The organism is Kitasatospora mediocidica KCTC 9733, from assembly GCF_000744225.1.
Lineage (GTDB): Bacteria > Actinomycetota > Actinomycetes > Streptomycetales > Streptomycetaceae > Kitasatospora > Kitasatospora mediocidica.
Map to the genome: position 1 here is coordinate 812,688 of NZ_JQLN01000007.1, position 17,917 is coordinate 830,604.

At 72.7% G+C, this 17,917-nt stretch carries 14 protein-coding genes; 10 read left to right on the top strand and 4 right to left on the bottom strand.

The window, feature by feature from the left end; translation table 11 throughout:
- The first annotated feature begins 241 nt into the window (after window positions 1-241).
- The gene (locus BS80_RS38735) at window positions 242-2,452 is read left to right on the top strand and encodes an alpha-galactosidase (RefSeq protein WP_063772139.1); all 2,211 of its coding nucleotides are present in this window, start codon (window positions 242-244) and stop codon (window positions 2,450-2,452) included.
- Window positions 2,453-2,728: 276 nt separating this feature from the next.
- Window positions 2,729-3,676: an SGNH/GDSL hydrolase family protein gene (locus BS80_RS33890; RefSeq protein WP_035805260.1), complete on the top strand. Its 948-nt coding sequence runs from the start codon at window positions 2,729-2,731 to the stop codon at window positions 3,674-3,676.
- A gap of 71 nt (window positions 3,677-3,747) precedes the next feature.
- Here BS80_RS33890 and BS80_RS33895 read toward each other — a convergent pair whose 3' ends face one another.
- Together BS80_RS33895 and nicT are read right to left on the bottom strand one after the other, a co-directional pair.
- The gene (locus BS80_RS33895) at window positions 3,748-5,610 is read right to left on the bottom strand and encodes an endonuclease/exonuclease/phosphatase family protein (RefSeq protein ID WP_232246751.1); all 1,863 of its coding nucleotides are present in this window, start codon (window positions 5,608-5,610) and stop codon (window positions 3,748-3,750) included.
- Window positions 5,611-5,786: 176 nt separating this feature from the next.
- Window positions 5,787-6,941: a Nickel transporter NicT gene (nicT, locus tag BS80_RS33900; protein ID WP_051967566.1), complete on the bottom strand. Its 1,155-nt coding sequence runs from the start codon at window positions 6,939-6,941 to the stop codon at window positions 5,787-5,789.
- Between the two features lie 214 nt (window positions 6,942-7,155).
- Between nicT and BS80_RS33905 the strand changes: the two genes are divergently transcribed.
- On the top strand, window positions 7,156-9,204 hold the full coding sequence (locus tag BS80_RS33905) for a CocE/NonD family hydrolase (RefSeq protein WP_035805263.1): 2,049 nt from the start codon (window positions 7,156-7,158) through the stop codon (window positions 9,202-9,204).
- Between the two features lie 24 nt (window positions 9,205-9,228).
- Here BS80_RS33905 and BS80_RS38360 read toward each other — a convergent pair whose 3' ends face one another.
- Entirely contained in the window at window positions 9,229-10,209 is a 981-nt protein-coding gene (locus BS80_RS38360; RefSeq protein ID WP_051967567.1) for a hypothetical protein, read from the bottom strand.
- 158 nt (window positions 10,210-10,367) lie between these two features.
- Between BS80_RS38360 and BS80_RS33915 the strand changes: the two genes are divergently transcribed.
- Window positions 10,368-11,486, top strand: coding sequence for an alpha/beta hydrolase (locus BS80_RS33915; protein ID WP_035805266.1), 1,119 nt, complete (start codon window positions 10,368-10,370; stop codon window positions 11,484-11,486).
- Between the two features lie 76 nt (window positions 11,487-11,562).
- Window positions 11,563-11,748 (top strand): antitoxin, encoded by a 186-nt coding sequence (locus BS80_RS33920; protein WP_035805268.1) that lies wholly within the window; start codon window positions 11,563-11,565, stop codon window positions 11,746-11,748.
- Window positions 11,749-11,861: 113 nt separating this feature from the next.
- On the opposite strand, the gene moaA is transcribed toward BS80_RS33920, so the two are convergent.
- On the bottom strand, window positions 11,862-12,887 hold the full coding sequence (gene moaA, locus BS80_RS33925; RefSeq protein ID WP_035805270.1) for a GTP 3',8-cyclase MoaA: 1,026 nt from the start codon (window positions 12,885-12,887) through the stop codon (window positions 11,862-11,864).
- 131 nt (window positions 12,888-13,018) lie between these two features.
- Between moaA and BS80_RS33930 the strand changes: the two genes are divergently transcribed.
- From BS80_RS33930 to BS80_RS33950, 5 genes are all read left to right on the top strand, one after another.
- Window positions 13,019-13,630, top strand: a complete 612-nt coding sequence (locus BS80_RS33930) for a nucleotidyltransferase family protein (RefSeq protein WP_035805272.1) — start codon at window positions 13,019-13,021, stop codon at window positions 13,628-13,630.
- A 140-nt stretch (window positions 13,631-13,770) separates the two neighbouring features.
- Window positions 13,771-14,700 carry a hypothetical protein gene (locus tag BS80_RS33935; RefSeq protein ID WP_083975658.1) on the top strand — a complete coding sequence of 310 codons (930 nt, stop codon included), beginning with the start codon at window positions 13,771-13,773 and terminating at the stop codon, window positions 14,698-14,700.
- A gap of 226 nt (window positions 14,701-14,926) precedes the next feature.
- Window positions 14,927-15,832, top strand: coding sequence for a hypothetical protein (locus BS80_RS33940; RefSeq protein WP_408607458.1), 906 nt, complete (start codon window positions 14,927-14,929; stop codon window positions 15,830-15,832).
- Between the two features lie 106 nt (window positions 15,833-15,938).
- Window positions 15,939-16,754: a (2Fe-2S)-binding protein gene (locus BS80_RS33945; RefSeq protein WP_035805274.1), complete on the top strand. Its 816-nt coding sequence runs from the start codon at window positions 15,939-15,941 to the stop codon at window positions 16,752-16,754.
- Window positions 16,755-16,910: 156 nt separating this feature from the next.
- Complete coding sequence (locus BS80_RS33950) at window positions 16,911-17,912, top strand: DUF2637 domain-containing protein (protein ID WP_035805275.1); 1,002 nt, start codon at window positions 16,911-16,913, stop codon at window positions 17,910-17,912.
- Window positions 17,913-17,917: the final 5 nt, after the last annotated feature.

Sequence of the window (17,917 nt, forward strand, 5' to 3'; positions counted from 1 at the left end):
CTTCACTGGGTGGCCCGGTGACCACGATTCTGCCGCACGCCCCACCCGGGTCAAGAAGCACCCGCCGTGGATGGTCCCCGTGCGCAACCCGTTGACAGCTGTGGGCTCCTGCGTTCTTATGTTTGCTGCGTCGTTTGATTCTGTCTGAACCTGATGGTTCATTCTCGCCACTCGCTTCACTCCCCCACCCGGGTGCCCGTGACGCCGGGCGCTACACCGCCGACCACCCAACGGAGCCACGGTGCGCACTCTCCCAGCACTGGCACGGAAGTTCGTCAGACCGACGCTCGCGCTCGCGCTCGTCGCAGCAGCCGCCCCCACCGCCCTGCTGGCGGCCTCCCCGGCCCAGGCGCAACCCAACGGCGCGGCGCTCACCCCGCCGATGGGGTGGAGCAGTTGGAGCTTCCTCCGGAAGAATCCAACAGAAGCCAACATCGAGGCCCAGGCCAAGGCGATGTCCACCACCGGCCTGGTCTCGCACGGCTACCAGTACGTCAACATTGACGACTTCTGGTACCTCAACCCCGCCACCACCGTGGACTCCTACGGCCGCTGGGCCACCGACCCGAGCCGCTTCCCGGACGGCATGGGCTCGGTCGGCTCCTACGTCCACAACCTCGGCGAGAAGTTCGGGATGTACCTGACGCCCGGCATCCCGGTCGCCGCCTACAACCAGAACACCCCGATCCAGGGCACCTCGTTCCACGCCCGGGACATCGTCTCCAACACCTCCGGCTACGAGACCAACTACAACTTCGGCAACGGGTCGATGTACTACATCGACTACGCCAAGAACCCCGCGGCAGCCCAGGCCTACCTCAACTCCTGGGCCGACCAGCTGGCCTCGTACGGCGTCGACTACCTGAAGATCGACGGCGTCGGCGACTGGGACATCCCCGACATCCAGCACTGGTCGCAGGCGCTGAACCAGAGCGGGCGCACCATCCACCTGGAGCTGTCCAACTCGCTGGACGTGAAGAACGCCCCGACCTGGCAGCAGAGCGCCAACGGCTGGCGGATCGACGGCGACGTGGAGTGCTACTGCAGCTCCTCGTCCTACCCGCTGACCGACTGGACCAACGTCGCCTACCGCTTCGGCGACGCCCCGCAGTGGGCGGACTACGCCGGGCCGGGCGGCTGGAACGACCTGGACTCGCTGGAGCTCGGCAACGGCTCCAACGACGGCCTCACCCCCGACGAGCGGCAGTCCCAGCTGACCCTGTGGGCCATCGAGGGCGCACCACTGCTGCTCGGCACCGACCTGACGCAGATGGACGGCGGCGACCTCGGCCTGCTCACCAACGACGAGGTGCTCGGCGTCGACCAGGCCGGCCACCCGGCCCGTCCGGTCGACCGGCTCACCCAGCAGCAGGTCTGGTCCGCGCCCAACGGCGACGGCAGCTACACCGTCGCGCTCTTCAACCTCACCGGCTCGACCGCCCCGGTGACCGCCCGCTGGTCGGATGTCGGCTTCAGCGGCTCGGCCTCGGTCCGCGACCTCTGGAATCACACCGAACTCGGCACCTCCAACGCCACGTTCAGCGCCACCATCCCCGCGCACGGCACCCGCCTGCTACGGGTCACCCCGGCAGCCGCCGCGCGGTCCACCGCGCTGCACTACAACCTGGTCAACGCCTCCAGCGGCCAGTACCTGGACGTCAGCGGCGCCGCCACCACCGACTCCGCCGCCGTCGTCCAGGCGCCTGCCAACGGCGCGGCCGACCAGCAGTGGCAGCTCGTCCCGACCGGTGACGGCTTCTACAAGATCAAGAACGTCAACAGCGGCCTGCTGGTCAACATCCCGGGCGGCAGCTCCACCAGCGGCCTCCCACTGATCCAGTACCACGACGACAACGCCGCCAACTCGCAGTGGAAGCTCACCCCGAACAGCACCGGCGGCTACGCCGTGGCCGCCCGCTCGGACGGCCTGGATCTCGACCTCGCCGCCGGCGGGAACAGTGCCGTGCAGTCCACCGCCGCCGGCTCCGCCACCCAGCAGTGGAAGCTGGTCCCGGTACCCACCCCCGGCGCCCAGTACAAGCTGGTCAACGGCGCGAGCGGCGGCCGGATGGACGTCAACAACGACTCCACGGCCGACTCCGCCGCGATCGTCGAGTGGTCCGACAACGGCGCCGCCGACCAGCTCTGGACCTTCACCCCGCAGACCGGCGGCGCCTACACGGTGACCGACGTCAACAGCGGAAAGCTGCTGAACATCCCCGGCCCGACGACCGGCCAGGGCACCCAGCTGATCCAGTACCACGACGACGGCAACAGCAACTCGCGCTGGACGCTGGTCGACGCCGGACCCAACAAGGTCCAGCTGAAGAGCGTCTACGACGGCCAGCTGGTCGACCTCGACAACGGCTCCCTCTACCCGGGCGGCCACGTCCTGCAATATCCCGCCAACGGCGGCGCCAACCAGACCTGGTCCCTGGTCCCGCCGTCCTGACCGTCCCCCACCCGCACACCCCCGGCCCGGCGCACACCACGCGCCGGGCCGGCCACGTTCCCGCGCGAATCGAATTCCGCTCCACCCCGTAGTGGAAAGGGAATTCGCTCCGCATCGGAGCGAAATGGAAAGAAGGCACGAAAGGGCATTCCGCAAATTCGGGACGCACATTCTGTGGACGACTACGAAACCTGGCGGTAACTTACTTGCCAGTAGTAGCCGCGGCTCGGCACGCCCCACCCCCACCCTTCCCGTTTCTCTCCCCCAGGAGGAACCGTGCTCAGCCCTGCCCGGAAGCTCGTCCCCGCCCTCTTGGGCACCCTCGCGCTGACCGCGTCACTGGTCGCACTGGCCGCTCCGAACGCCGGCGCCGCCGCCCCCGCGAACGTCAACGGCGCGTACGTGGCGCTCGGGGACTCCTACGCGGCCGGCGCCGGCGTGCCCGGCCAGTCGGACGGGCTCTGCCTTCGTTCGGACCACAACTACGGCCACCTGGTGGCCGCTGCGCTGAACAGCAGCTCGTACACGGACGTCACCTGCTCGGCCGCCAAGATCAAGGACATCACCAGCTCGCAGGTCGACGTCATCCTCAAGGTGAACGACCCGCAGATCGACGCGCTCTCCAGCGGCACCCGGCTGGTGACCCTCGGGATCGGCGGCAACGACCTGGGCACCTCGACGCTGGGCATCGGCGACGTGATCGCGACCTGCATCGCGGGCGCCGTGGTGAATCCGTTCGGCACCCCCTGCCACGACGTCTACGCCGACGGGCACTGGGTCTGGTCCTGGAGCAGCTTCTCCTGGAGCTGGCAGTACGGCGAGGACACCCTGGTCGACCGGATCGACAGCGCCGCACCCGCGCTGGCCGCCACCCTCCAGCAGATCCACGCCAAGGCGCCCAACGCCAAGGTGATGCTGGTCGGTTACCCCTCGGTGCTGCCCGCCGACGCCTCCAGCTGCGCCGGCCGCCAGCCGGTCACCGTCGGCGACGTGGCCTACCTGCACGGCATCCTGGGGCAGTTGAACGGCATGCTGGCCACCACCGCGGCGGCCAACGGCGCCACCTACGTGGACACCGCCACCCCGACCCAGGGGCACGACGTCTGCTCGGACGACCGCTGGATCGAGGGCGCGCTGCCCGGCTCCCCGGCCGTCCCGTTCCACCCGAACGCCACCGGCGAGCAGGCCATGGCGAACGCCGTCCTGGCCGCGCTGCACCACTAGGCGATCGGAACACCGAACTCCGGTGGGGCGTGGCCGGCACTGGCCACGCCCCACCGGTCTTTCACCCGACGTCAGGGCTTGATCCGCACCACCTGCGGCTCGTGGTCGCTGACCTGGGTCGCGAACTCGCTGTTGATGTGCACCACGTCGTACTTGGCCGAGTCGATCGCGGGGCTGACCAGGATGTGGTCCAGCACCTCGGAGTTGCCCTCGTAGTCGTAGGTGTACTGCTGGGTCTCCGGCAGCTCGTTCACCAGGTCGCGCAGCACGTCGCCCTTGGTGAGCGCGGCCAGCGCGGGCGAGAACTGGAAGTCGTTGTAGTCGCCGAGCGAGACCACCTCGGCCTGCGGGTCGGCGGCCAGCAGCTGGGACACGAAGGAGTTCTCGACGTCCGCCTGCTGGATGCGCTGCACCTCGGAGCTGCGGGCCGGCGGCTGGAAGCGGCTGTCGATGCTCTGGTCGCCGAGCTTGGCGACCAGGTGGTTGGCGATGACGAAGAGCTTCTTGCCGCGGAAGCTGAACTGGCCCACCAGCGGCTTGCGGCTGGCGGTCCAGGCCGCGTTGGCCGGGTCGATCCGGCCGGGCGAGGCGGTCAGCGCGGTGTCGTCGCCGGTGCCGGTGACGCCGACGGCGGTGGTGGAGTCGCCGCCGGGGATGTCGGTGAAGCTGATCCGCTGCGGGTTGAACAGGAACACCTGACGGATGTTGCCGCCGGGCTGGCCGCCGTCCTGGCCGTCCACCGGGTTGATCGAGCGCCACTGGTAGGCCGGGCCGCCGGCCGCCTGGATGGCCGCGACGAGCTTGGCGACCGTCGCACTGGCGTCCACCGTGCCGTCGTTGGCCGCGCCGCTGTTGTCCTGGATCTCCTCCAGCGCCACCACGTCGGGCGAGCGGAGGTTGGTGACGATGCCCTGGGCCAGGCCGCTGAACTTGGCCGCCGAGTCGGTGGGCGCCAGGTTCTCGACGTTGTAGGTGGCGATGCTGGCCTGGTCGTCCTTGGCCGGCGGCGCGATCTCACGCTGCAGGCCGTTGTCCTTGAGCGCGCCCAGCTGGGTGGCGACCAGGGTGTAGCCGCCGAACTGGTTGTAGTCCAGCGGGCCGACGGTGGTGCCGGTCAGCACGTCGCCCACGTTGGCCTTCGGGAAGGCCTGCTGGGCGAGGGGTATCAGCGACTGGATCTGCAGACGGCCCGAGTTGGGCTCCCGGTACGACTCGTAGAGCGCACCACCGCGCGCGCTCTTCTGGTCGCCCTTGTCGGTCTCCACCCAGAGCTCGCTGTAGGCGTCGGTGGGGCCGACCACCCGGGTGTCCTTGACCTCGACCCGCATGCCCTGCAGCGAGGCGTAGAAGTCGAGCGCGTACCGGTCCGGGTGCAGGGTGAGGCCCTCGATGGAACCGCCGTCGCTCGGCGGAGCGTAGCGGCCGGGGACGTCGGCGCCGCTGATCACCACGGGCGCGGGCAGCGCGTTGCCGGAGGAGACCACCGTGACACCGGGCTTGGTCAGTTCGGTGATGGACTGCGAGCCACCCGCGTAGTCCGGGTAGTACTGCGAGACCGTGCCGGTGACCAGCACCGAGTCGCCCACCGCCACGGTCGGCGTGGAACCGGTGTAGACGAAGACGCCCTCGCTGGTGGCGGGGTTGTGGTCCGGGTTCGGGTCCTGGATCCAGAAGCCCTTGGACGAGCCGTAGGTCCGGGTCCCGATGACGATGCCGGGCACGCCCGCGATGGTCTGGCCGGCGAGCGGCGAGAGCCGGGTGGTCCCGCGGATGTCGTGGATCCGGACCGTCCCGGCCTGGGTGGGCGGCGGGGTCGACGCGGCGACCGCGGCCGGCAGCGGAGCGAGGACGAGTGCGGCCACGACGGCGCTGAGCGGCACGGCGACGCGCAGCAGCGACTTGCGGGAACGGCGGGGTGCGGCGGGGGTGTTCACCGGGACGGGGCTCCTTCGCGGGTCAGCGGACGCCGAAGTGCACCCGCGGGAATCGGCGGCCCGCGGGTGCATCGGCGCGCTCAAGATACGCGCGTAGAAAATGACGGGACAAGAGTGCGTCGGTTAACTCTTGATCCGTCGTCAGCCCCGTCCGGCCGCCGCCGCCCGGCCGCCGGTCACTCCGCGTCGGCCTCCACCAGCGCCGATGCCGGCTGCGACTCGGCTGCCCGCAGGCCGGCCGACCACTTCTGCTCGACCTTGCCGAACTTCCAGAACGCCAGCGCCCCCAGCCAGGTCACCACGAAGAGCACCACGATCGCGTAGCCGACCAGGTTGAGGTCCAGCGCGCCGATCCAGCCGATCGGTCCGCTGGTGATGCCGTACTGGTCGGCGAGCAGCCCGACCAGCTCGATCACCCCGATCACCAGCGCCACCAGCACCGACAGGCCGGTCACCGTGAGGTTGTAGTAGATCTTGCGGACCGGCTTGGAGAACGCCCACTCGTAGGCGAAGTTCATGAACGAGCCGTCGATGGTGTCCAGCAGGCTCATCCCGGCCGCGAAGAGCACCGGCAGCACCAGCAGCGCGTACCAGGGCAGCGAGAAGGCCGCCGCGCCGCCGGCCAGCACCAGCAGCGAGACCTCGGTGGCGGTGTCGAAGCCGAGGCCGAAGAGCAGGCCGACCGGGTACATGTGCCAGGACTTGGTGACCGCCCGGGTGACCCGGCCCAGGATCCGGTTGAGGAAGCCGCGCTTGTCCAACTGGCGCTCCAGCTCGGCCTCGTCGAACTCTCCGGTGCGCATGGTGCGGAAGACCTTCAGGATGCCGTTGAAGGCGCCCAGGTTGACCAGGCCGATCAGCAGCAGGAAGACGCCCGACACCGAGGTGCCGATCAGGCTGGTGGTGCGGTGCAGCGAGGAGTCGTCCGACTCGACCGCGCCGGCCAGCGAGCGGATGCCGAAGGCCAGCAGCGCGCAGAGCCCGAAGACGATGGACGAGTGGCCGAGCGAGAACCAGAAGCCCACCGAGAGCGGCCGCTTGCCCTGGCCCATCAGCTTGCGGGTGGTGTTGTCGATGGCCGCGATGTGGTCGGCGTCGAAGGCGTGCCGCATGCCCAGCGTGTAGGCGGTCAGGCCCATTCCCGCGCCGAAGACCTGACTGCCCATCGCGTAGTGCTTGGGGGCGATCACCGCGAGCAGGGTGACCCAGCCGACCACGTGCAGCGCCAGGACGAAGGCGCCCATGCCGGCCAGCCGGACCCACTCCTCACGGGTGAGCCGGGCGGTCCACCGGGTGGGTGCGGCGGTGGATACGGACGGCGCGCTGCTCATCGGCGGCGACCTCTTCTCGGGACGGGCGGGATCTGGAACCGGATCATCCTTGCCCCTCAGGGCAGGCAACTGCAAATGATGTGCAGATAGTCGCACGATGCGTTCATCCGATCCAGACCGCCCGGACCACGGTTCGCCATGGAATCGACGGAAACGTCCACTATTGTCCGGACCTCAGGACCCGTGCACCCCCGTCACAGTTCCGGAGGCCCGCGTGCAGCATCCGAGCTCGTACCCCTACCAGGTCGCCCGCGAGGACCTGCGGATCCCCCTGCCGGACGGCACCGAACTGGCCGCGCGGATCTGGCGGCCCGTCACCGACGTCCCGGTCCCGGTCCTGCTGGAGTACCTGGCGGACCGGCTGAGCGACTCGACGGCGCAGCGCGACGCCCAGCGCCACCCCTGGTACGCCGGGCACGGCTACGCGAGCGTGCGGGTCGACGCGCGCGGCCACGGCAACTCGGGCGGGCTGCCCGCCGCGGGGTCCGGCCCACGCTCGGGTACGCGTTCCGGCACGCCGTCCGCCGCCCAGGAGCAGGCGGACGGCGTGGCGGTGCTCGGGTGGCTGACCGCGCAGAGCTGGTGCAACGGGCGCGCGGGCCTGTTCGGGATCGGCCCGGGCGGCGCCGGCAGCCTGCGGATCGCCGCGCTGGCCCCGGCGGCGGTCCAGGCGGTGGTGGTGGTCTGCCCGGACGACGACCTCCCCGGCCCGGGCGGACCCGACCTGCCCGCCCGCGCGGCCGCCCTGCTCGCGGCCGTCGCGAGCCCGCCGGACCCCGGATACGTCGGCGACGACTGGCGGCGCGGCTGGCTGGAGCGGCTGGCGGCGGTCGAGCCGGTCCTGCCGCACGCCCTGTCCCAGCTGAATCAGCAGCACCCGCACCGGCACCCCGGCGGCGTCGGCGCGGACCACGACGCGGTCGAGGCTGCCGTGCTGGCCGTCGGCGGCTGGGCCGACCCGGCCCGGGACACCGTGCTGCGCCTGGTCGCCGGACTGAAGGCACCGGTGCGCGGGCTGATCGGCCCGTGGGCGCGCCAGTACCCGGACGCCGGCCTGCCGCCCGGCCCGGCGATCGGCTTCCTCCAGGAGACGCTGCGCTGGTGGGACCACTGGCTCAAGGGGATCGACACCGGTGTGCTGCGCGAGCCCGCACTGCGCTCCTGGATGAACTGCTCGGTGCCGCCCGCCACCGGCTACGCCAACCGGCCGGGCCGCTGGATCGGCGAGGACGACTGGCCCTCGCCGGACGTCCGGGAGATCCACTACGGCCTGGCGGACAGCCTGCGCACCGCCGGCACGCCGTCCGACGAGCGCTTCGTGGAGGTGCGTTCGCCCCAGCACACCGGCATCGACGCCGGGCGCCCGCGCCCGCTCGGCCACCCCGCCGACCTGCCGCCCGACCAGCGCGAGGAGGACGGCCGTTCGGTCTGCTTCGACGCCGCGCCGCTGCCCGAGCGGCTGGAGCTGCTCGGCCACGTCGGCGTCCGGCTGCGGCTGCGCAGCGACGCGCCGCGCGGCCAGGTGGCCGCCCGGCTCTGCGACGTCGCGCCCGACGGGTCCTCCACCCTGGTCACCCGCGGGATCCTGGACCTCGCCGCCCGGCACGGCCGCGACCGGGCGGTGCCGTGGACGCCGGGCGACGTCGAGGACGTCGCGTTCGAGCTGGCCGCCATCGCGCACGCCTTCCCGCCCGGGCACCGGATCCGGCTGGCGCTCTCCTCCGCGTACTGGCCGTGGGCGTGGCCGCAGCCGGGGACCTCCGGCTTCGGCGTGGACCCCGGCAACAGCGTCCTGACGCTGCCCGTGCGCGGGCCGGCCGCCGACACCGGCCGGCCCGCGATCACCTTCGACGAGCCCGAGCAGGCCGCGCCGCCGCCTCCGCCGCCCGTGCACCACGGCGGACCGGACGGCGCGGCGCGGGCCGGCCACCTGGTCGTGCGGGACGTCGCGGCCGGCGTCTGGCGCGTGGAGATCGACCCGGAACCGGAGCCGGTGCACAGCCACCCCGGCGGCCTGGTCCGCACCGAGCAGGCCCGCGAGACGTACCGGATCCAGCAGGACGACCCGCTCAGCGCCGTGGCCCGGGCCGAGCGCACCGTCCGCTTCCAGCGCCCGGACCAGGGCTGGGACGTCACCGTCCGGACCAGCAGCGAACTCGCCTGCGAGGCGGGCCACTTCACCGCCGTCAGCCGGCTGACGGCCTGGGAGGGCGGCGCTGTGCTGCTCGAACGCGACTGGGAGCACCGGGCCCCTCGGCCCTAAGCCGTGCCCGCTGCCCGCTGCCCGCTACGGCACGGGGAAGGAGCCCTCCGGGACGTCCGTGGTGCTCGCGTTGCCACCCGCCACCGGCTGGAGGGTGAGCTTCCAGGTCGAGTAGGTGGTGTCGGTGGTGTTGAAGTTCAGACCGTCGTCGAACTTGGTGAACGCGCAGCTCTGGGTGAACCGCTTGCTCGCCGCGTCCCAGTCGAAGCCGCCCGCGAAGTAGACGTCGTACTGACCGTCCCGGATGCCGGAGACCTTCGCCGTCTGCCCCTTCACCACGTAGAAGGAGTACGCGGCGTCGGTGCCGTGGGTGAGCGTGAGCACGGCGTCCGCGTCGCCGCCGTTCTCCACCGTGAGCACGCCCAGGCCGTCCCGCTCGCCCTCACGCACATAGCTGCCGTTGTCCAGCGCCCGGTGCTGGAGCGCTCCGGTCTGCGGGACGGTGAGGGTGGCCGGGTAGCCGGCCGTGGAGAGGGCCGCCAGCGCCGCCGGGACGTCCTTGAACCCCTGCGACTGGCCCGCCTCGGCGAGGGCGGAGGAGGTCGCGCAGACCTTGTCGTCGGTGATGTCGGTCTGCACCTGGCCGAGGTCGGTGGCCAGCTGGTCCAGGCCCACGTAGAGCTGGCGGTGCGCGTCGGCCACCGCGAGCGGCGCGTCGGCCTGCTGCAGGCCGGTGGCGGCGGCGGACGCCGCGCTCTGCGAGTCGCTCAGCGCACCGGCCAGGGCGTCCAGGCTGCCCGCGGCGCCGATCTCGGCCAGCGCGGTGTTCACCGGGGTGACCAGCTGCGTCAGCGTCGTCCCGTACGGCACCTCGGTCGGGCTCGGCGACGGCGCCGGCTGCGCGCTGCGCACCGTCGCGCTCCCGGGCACCTGGGGCGGGTGGTAGCCGGGCGGCCCGGAGCCGCAGCCGGACACCAGCAGCACGGCGCCCACCAGGGCGGCCGCCGAGCGCAGCGCGGTTCGGCCGGTACGCGTGGAGTCGAACGAACCGCCAAAACCGTGCAAGACAAGCCCCCCAGGCCTCGCTGGCGCGTGCAGCGCCAGGGTCCCGCAGCCCGCCCACCCGGTCAACGGGCGTGCGGGGGCTCGCCCCAGCGCGCGGGGGGCGCAGGGACGTCGGGCCCACCGGGAGGGGAGATGAGAAAGTCCTTTAGGATCGGCCAATGCTCGCGCTGACCGGTTTTCCGCTCCAGATCGTGGCCAGTCTGCTGGCCGTCGCCGCCTTCGTGGCCACCATGTGGCTCTGGCCCAGGTTCGGCAGCAAGTCCTGGAAGGCCGTACTGGGGCGGATCGGCGCGTTCTTCGCCACCCAGCTGATGGTGATCGTCGCGATGGCGCTGATCGCCAACTCCTACTTCGGCTTCTACTCGACCTGGACCGACCTGCTCGGCACCGCCGGCGGCAACGGCACCGTGGTCGACCACAACCCGAGCCACGCCATCTCGGTCACCGGCACGCAGAAGGTCTACTCCGCGCAGGGCTCGGCCGAGGACCGCTCCGGGCTGATCCAGCAGGTCGAGGTGGCCGGAGCGCGCTCCGGGCTGCGCAGCGACGCGTTCGTCTACCTCCCGCCGCAGTACTTCCAGCCCGACTACGCCAAGCACCGCTTCCCGATGGCCCTGGTGCTCTCCGGCTACCCGGGCACCGCCGAGAAGCTGATCTCGCTGATGCAGTGGCCGACCACCACGCTGGAGGCGATCAACACCAAGCAGTTGCAGCCCACCATCCTGGTGATGATGCGCCCCTCCCCGATCGCCAACCGGGACACCGAGTGCATGGACGTCCCCGGCGGCCCGCAGGTGGAGACCTTCTTCACCGACGACCTGCCGAAGGCGATGTCCAGCGGCTACCGGATCGCCCCGCAGGCCTCGGCGCACGCCGCGATGGGCGACTCGACGGGCGGCTACTGCGCGCTGAAGTTCGCGCTGCGCAAGCCGGACGCCTACGGCGCGGCGGTGGCGCTCTCCGCCGACTACGCGGTCTCCAACGACCCGACCACCGGCGACCTGTTCGGCGGCAGCGAGCAGCTGAAGCAGGAGAACGACCTGCTCTGGCGGCTGCGCACGCAGCCCGCGGCGCCGGTCTCGCTGCTGCTGGCCACCAGCTACAACGAGGACAACTACCAGGCCACCCAGAACATGGTGGCCGCCTTCAAGGCGCCGACCAAGCTCTCCACCATCACGCTGAACAGCGGCGGCCACAACTTCCACACCTGGAACCGGGAGATCCCGCCCGCGCTGGCCTGGCTGAACCGCCAGCTGGTGGTGCCGCAGAGCGCCTGACCGGCCGCTCCAGATGTGAAGTCGGCCGTTCTCCGTGATGCTGGAGGGGTCCGGTATCCGTTAGGAGGACCCACCAATGTCCATGCTCGACAAGCTCAAAGGCATGCTCAAGGGCCACGAGGACATGGCCAGCAAGGGAGTCGACAAGGCCGGTGACGCCTTCGACGCGAAGACCGGGAGCAAGTACGAGGGCCAGGTCGACTCGGCTCAGCAGAAGATGAAGGACCAGCTCGGCAACCAGCCGCCCACCGACGGCCAGTAGCCGACGACAGCCGAAGGGGCGGGCCACTGCGGCCCGCCCCTTCGGCGCTCGCGCGTCAGACCGCCGGCGCAGCCCGCCGACCACCCGCCGACCACTCGCCGACCGCGCGCCCGTCAGCCGCCGATCGCGGACATCGGGCGGTCGGGCTGGCGGAAGTCGGCGGAGTTGATGTCGTGCCCCGGGCCCTTGCGGGCAATCGTGTTGCGCCAGGCGCGCTCGATGGCGTCGTCGTCCGCGCCGCCGCGCAGCAGGGCCCGCAGGTCGGACTCCTCGGTGGCGAAGAGGCAGTTGCGCAGCTGGCCGTCGGCGGTCAGCCGGACCCGGTCGCAGCCGCCGCAGAACGGGCGGGTGACCGAGGCGATCACGCCGATCAGGGTGTCCGTCCCGGCGATCCGCCACTCCTCGGCCGGCGGTGTGCCACGTCGCGCCGACCCGTCGCCACCGGAGTGCTGCCGCTCGACCGGGAGCAGCTCCCAGCGGTCGGCGAGGACGGCCAGGAGCTCGTCCGCGGTGATCATCTTGGTCCGGTCCCAGGCGCCCTGGGCGTCCAGCGGCATGGACTCGATGAAGCGCATCCGGTAGCCGTGCTCGGCGGCGAACTCGACCAGGTCGAGGATCTCGTCGTCGTTGACCCCGCGCACCGGGACGGCGTTGATCTTGACGGGTTCGAGTCCGGCGGCCCGGGCGGCGGCCAGGCCCGCGAAGACGTCCTCGATCCGGTCACGCCGGGTGATCTCCTGATACCGCTCGGGGCGCAGCGTGTCGAGGCTGACGTTGACCCGGTGCAGGCCCGCCTCCTTGAGCGCGGCGGCCGTGCGGGCCAGGCCGATGCCGTTGGTGGTCAGCGAGAGTTCGACGCCGAGCGCGGTGAGCCGGGCCACCAGCGCCGGCAGTCCGCGGCGCAGCAGCGGTTCGCCGCCGGTCAGCCGCAGCGAGCCGATGCCGAGCCGCCGGACGCCGATCCCGGCCAGCCGGACGATCTCGTCGTCGGTGAGCACCTCCGCGCGCGGAAGCCAGTTCAGGCCCTCGGCGGGCATGCAGTAGGTGCACCGCAGGTTGCAGCGGTCGGTCAGGGAGACCCGCAGATCGGTGTGGACCCGGCCGAAGCGGTCGACCAACGGGGCAGGTGCGCTGTGCATAACTGCCAGTAGAAGCCGAGCCGCCGGGAAGATCCAGAGGCGGAACCCCCGGGTTCCGTCCAAGGTCGGCGCGGCAGCCTTGTGCATTCGTCCAAGCACGTCGCCGCAGTCCGGCGGGCCAGAATGCTGTCATGGCCGACCTCTCGCCCCCGCTCCCCCGCGTCGCCGGGCTCGTCCTGGCCGCCGGGGGCGGACGCCGCCTGGGCGGCCGGCCCAAGGCGCTGCTGCCGTTCCGTGGCCGTCCGCTGGTCGAACACGCGGTGGACGTGCTGCGCGCGGGGGGCTGCGGCCCGCTGCTCGTGGTGCTCGGCGCCGCCCGCGAGCAGGTGCTCGACACCGCCGACCTGGCCGGCTGCACGACCGTCGTCAACCCGAACTGGGCCGAGGGGATGGGCGGTTCGCTGCGGGCCGGGCTGGCCGCGCTGCCGCCCGACTGCCCCGCGGTGCTCGTCTCGCTGGTGGACACCCCCGGCGTCACCCCGTCCGCCGTCGCCCGCTTGCTGGCCGCCCACCGCGACGGCGCCACGCTGGCCGCCGCGGCCTACGACGGCAAGCGCGGCCACCCGGTGCTGATCGGCGCCGGGCACTTCGCCGAGGCGGCCGCCGGCGCCCGCGGCGACGCCGGTGCGCGGGCCCTGCTGGCCGCCCACCGGGACGGGCTGCGGATGGTCGAGTGCGCCGACGTGGCGGTGCCCGACGACCTCGACACACCGGCCGATCTGGCCCGCTGGTCGGCGGGTTGACGGTCCGCCCCAGGTGGGCAACGGTCCGTACCAACCCCTGAGAAACCCCTGATCATTAGGCCAATCGGCGCCATCGCGGCCCCCGATCGGGGAGCATGGCTGGTGACCCGCCCTCTCCTTCCGAACGGACGGTGCGCGCCTTGTCAGGACACCCGCTGCCCGACGACTTCACCGGCCGTGGGCCGTACGAATCCGAGCCCGGAGCGGACGCCGCCGGCGTGCGCCGGCCGATCCGCTGCCCCGCCTGCCGCCGCGAGCACCTGTACGAGCCCCCGGTCTTCCCCTGCCCCTGCGGCGCCTCGCTCAAGGTGCCGCTGCTGCGCGGCGGGGTACCCGTCCAGGTCCGGTTCCGGTCCTGGGAGGACTCCTGGCTGAACATGCGCTGCCCGCACTGCGGCCGGTCCGACCAGTGGCCGCAGCCGGAGTTCACGTGCAACTGCGGCGCGACCGTGCGGCTGCCCGTCGACCGCTCCCCGCGCGCCGGCGCCGCGGGTCCGCAGGGGGCGCGCCCGCTCGGCGGGCGCCTGTACACCGACCCGCTGCGCCCCGAACCCCTGCACCACGGCCCGCCCTATCAGGAGCCCAGCCACCCCGACCCGCTGCACGCCGGGCCGCCGCTGCCCGGTCCGCCGAACGCGATGCCGCCCCGGCCCGTCCCGCAGGGCGGCCGCTGGCAGAACCGCCCGCCGTTCCGCCCGCAGCCGCTGCACACCTCCCAGGACGCGGTGCTCACCGCCGCCCGCTATCTGGAGTGGCTGGGCTTCGACGAGTTGGAGCTCTCCGAGGCCGAGGAGCGCGAGGCGGTGACTCTGCTCGGGGACCGGCTGGTCGCCCAGGTGGACACCTGGTCCGAGCCGGCCGACGTCCGGGTCGTCGAGTGCCTGTGGTTGCAGACCCTGCACGCCGAGGAGATGGCCGCGGCGATGTTCACCCTGGCCGGCTACTCGCACCAGGCCACCGTGCGCGGCGAACAGCTGCTGGTGGCCCTCTTCACCCTGGACCAGGCCGGACTGCCGCAGCCGGCCAACGGCGCCGCAGAGGCCCTGCTGGAAACCGGCTGGACCTCCTGACCCTCCTTCACCTCAGTTCACTTCAGCACCCGGAAGGCAGAAATACGTCGCGCTCGTGATCTGGTGCACAAGCTCACCCCCGTGTTGAATTGCGGCCACGGCAGCCATGGCCGTGGGGCATCGCACACAAGGAGGTGGCGTTGTCGGAGCACGGAACGGCCCCGCTGAGCGGGGGGACACATGGCCGGCGGGGGACGCCGACCGCGGCAGCGGCGGCCCGCCGGGCGTGCCGCCACACGGCGGGGGGCTGCATCCGGGTACCGACGGCCGGTTCGACGAGATCACCAGCGGGACGGTCTGGCGGCTGCGCTCGCGCGCCTGCTGGCAGGAGGCGGCCGAACTGCTGTTACCCGCCGCCGAGCGGAACCCCGTGGCGGCCCTCTGCCGGGCCGAACTACTCATCGAACAGTGCCTGTTCACCGCCGACCACTGGGAGGACGCGGAGACCGCACTGCGACTCGCCGAAGCCGGCGTGACCAGCACCGAGCAACGCGCCGGGGCCTCCTGCGCCCGGGGCTTCCTGGCCTACCTGGGCAGCGTGCTGGGCCCTCGCGACCGGCTGGACGAGGCGCAGGCCGCGCTCGGCCGCACCTCCGCCCTGCTGCCGCCGAACGCGGCGGGCCGTCCGCTGCTGGACTTCCGGCGCGGACTGGTCGCGGAGAACCTGCTGCGCGACCAGACGGCCGCCTGGATCGCCTACCGGCGCTCCCACGACGGCGCGTTGGCGCGCGGCGACACGCTGCTCGCGTCCTACACCTGGCGGCATCTGGCCGCGCTCGCGCTGGCCGGCGGGGACCGCGTGCGGGCTCGCGAGGGCTTCGGCCACTCCCTGCGGCTGCGCGAGGAGTTGGGGTTCACCGTGGGGGTGGCGCCGGCGCTGGCCGCGCTGGCCGAGGTGTCCGAGCCGGAGGAGGCCGCGCAGCTGCGGGCCGAGGCCGGCCGTCTGGTCCAGGCGCTGGGGGGTGTGCCGGTCTGGCTGGCCGGGCGGCTCGGCGAGACGGCGCCGACCGGCGGTCCGCCCGGTGCGCCGCGCGGCGCGCCACCGAGCGCCCGTCCCGGCGTGCCGAGCCCGCGTCGGCCGCCTCCCCCGGACGGCCGTGTCGAACGGGACGACCGAGGCGCCGTCAGATAAGGTGAGGCTAACCTGAGGGTGGGCTGCGCGCCCTGGCGCGTACGCCCACCCACGGGATCCGCCACACCGGGCCGGCCTGGCGCCGGTCGACCCGACGGGGCCTCCCATGACCGTGCGCAGCGACGCGCCGCACCCGCCCGTCGGCTCCGCCACGCCCTGCGCAGCCGCCTACGCGCGGTTCACCGCGGTCTTCCCGGGCCTGCGGATCCAGCTCGCCGACCCGCGCCACGGCGACGGCTGGGTCCCGGTCGACCGGCTGATCGCCGACCCCGCCGTCCGCGCCCGGCTGATCGCCGACGAGGCCCGTCGCGGGCGCCACCGCTACGGCGAGGCGCTGCGCCCCGACGTCGCGGCCGGCTTCTGGCTGCACCACTACGCCTGGCCGCTCTGCCTGCTGTTCACGCTGCCCTGGTTCCTGGAGGACCGGGTGCCGCGGCTGCCGGTGGAGCGGGTCTCGGTGCGCCGCACCGGCGCGGTCGGCCTCGGCGAACTGTCCGCCCGGCCCGACGGGTTCGCCTGCCTGCCCGGCGATCCGTTGGCCGGCCGGCCCGGCGCGCGGGTGGTCGCCGACCGGGCGGCGCTCGACCACGAGCTGCGGACGGCGCTCGCCGAGCACCTGGGCCCGGTGCTGGCCGCGTTCCGCCCCGACCTGCGCCGCGGCCCGCGCACCCTCTGGGGCCTGGCCACCGACGAGTTGACCGAGGGGCTCTGGTACGCGGGCGGCCTGCTGGGCGAGGAGCGGCGGGCGGTCGAGGCGCTGACCGCGCTGCTACCGGGCGGCACCCCGCCGTTCACCGGCGGCGCGGACTTCCGCCCGCGGCGGACACCGACCGCCCGGACCAGGGTGAGCTGCTGCCTCCACTACACCGTGCGGCCCGCCGAGACCTGCTTCGGCTGCCCGCGCACCTGCGCAGCGCGGTGAGACCATAGCATCATCAGCGTGACGTAGCGTCAGAAACCCCCCTACTCGCTGCATTTGACGCCAAACCGCTCATCCGGACGCCCCGCTTCGGCCATGATGGACGCCCATGGTGGCCACCGTCATCACGACCGCAGGAGAGCGAGGCTGATTCAGGACATGAGACTGTCGGACATACCACTGGGCTGGGCCGTCGCGGGCGTCGTCGCGCTCGTGCTGACCGCCGTCCTGGTGACCTTCCTGCGGACCCGGGGCGCGGCCACGGCCCACGGCGCGGACACCTGGGAACGCACCGAGGAGCGGCGCCGCCGCAAGGAGTCGCTGTACGGCGCGGCCTCCTACACGCTGCTCTTCTGCTGTGCGGCCGTCGCCGCCGCCCTCTCCTTCCACGGCCTGGTCGGCTTCGGGGTGCAGAACCTCAGCCTCTCCGGCGGCTGGGAGTACCTGGTCCCGTTCGGGCTCGACGGCGCGGCGATGTTCTGCTCGGTGCTGGCCGTGCGGGAGGCCAGCCACGGCGACGCGGCACTCGGCTCGCGACTGCTGGTCTGGGTCTTCGCCGGCGCCTCCGCCTGGTTCAACTGGGTGCACGCGCCCCGGGGCTTCGGGCACGCGGGCTCCCCGCAGTTCTTCGCCGGGATGTCGCTGTCCGCCGCCGTGCTCTTCGACCGGGCGCTGAAGCAGACCCGCCGGGCGGCCCTGCGCGAACAGGGCCTGGTGGCCCGGCCGCTGCCGCAGATCCGGATCGTCCGCTGGCTGCGCGCGCCCTTCGAGACCTACGCGGCCTGGTCGTTGATGCTGCTCGAAGGCGTCCGCAGTCTGGACGAGGCGGTCGAGGAGGTCCGCGACACCAAGCGCGAGGCCGTGGTCACCCGGGAGCGCCAGCGGCTGGCCAGCCGGCGGGAGCGGGCCGAGATCCGGGCCATCAACCGCCGGCACAGCGGCGGCTGGGGCAGGGCCCGCGGCGCCACCGCCACCCGCCAGTTGGAGCCGGGCGGCGCGGAGCCCGCGATAGCCGCCGACGGGTCCGCGCCGCCGCCCGGCCTGCCGGCCAGGACCGCGCCGCGGACGATCGACCTGACCACCGACGACGCGACCATGACGCTGCCCCGGCTCGACTCGCTGGAGCAGAAGCTCAAGGACCTGGAGAACCAGTTCGGCTGAGCGGC

Coding starts and splice junctions, on each gene's coding strand:
- BS80_RS33915 (WP_035805266.1), top strand. CDS start 10,368: ATGCTCGCGCTGACCGGTTTTCCGCTCCAGATCGTGGCCAGTCTGCTG.
- BS80_RS33920 (WP_035805268.1), top strand. CDS start 11,563: ATGTCCATGCTCGACAAGCTCAAAGGCATGCTCAAGGGCCACGAGGAC.
- moaA (WP_035805270.1), bottom strand. CDS start 12,887: ATGCACAGCGCACCTGCCCCGTTGGTCGACCGCTTCGGCCGGGTCCAC.
- nicT (WP_051967566.1), bottom strand. CDS start 6,941: ATGAGCAGCGCGCCGTCCGTATCCACCGCCGCACCCACCCGGTGGACC.
- BS80_RS33945 (WP_035805274.1), top strand. CDS start 15,939: ATGACCGTGCGCAGCGACGCGCCGCACCCGCCCGTCGGCTCCGCCACG.
- BS80_RS33930 (WP_035805272.1), top strand. CDS start 13,019: ATGGCCGACCTCTCGCCCCCGCTCCCCCGCGTCGCCGGGCTCGTCCTG.
- BS80_RS33950 (WP_035805275.1), top strand. CDS start 16,911: ATGAGACTGTCGGACATACCACTGGGCTGGGCCGTCGCGGGCGTCGTC.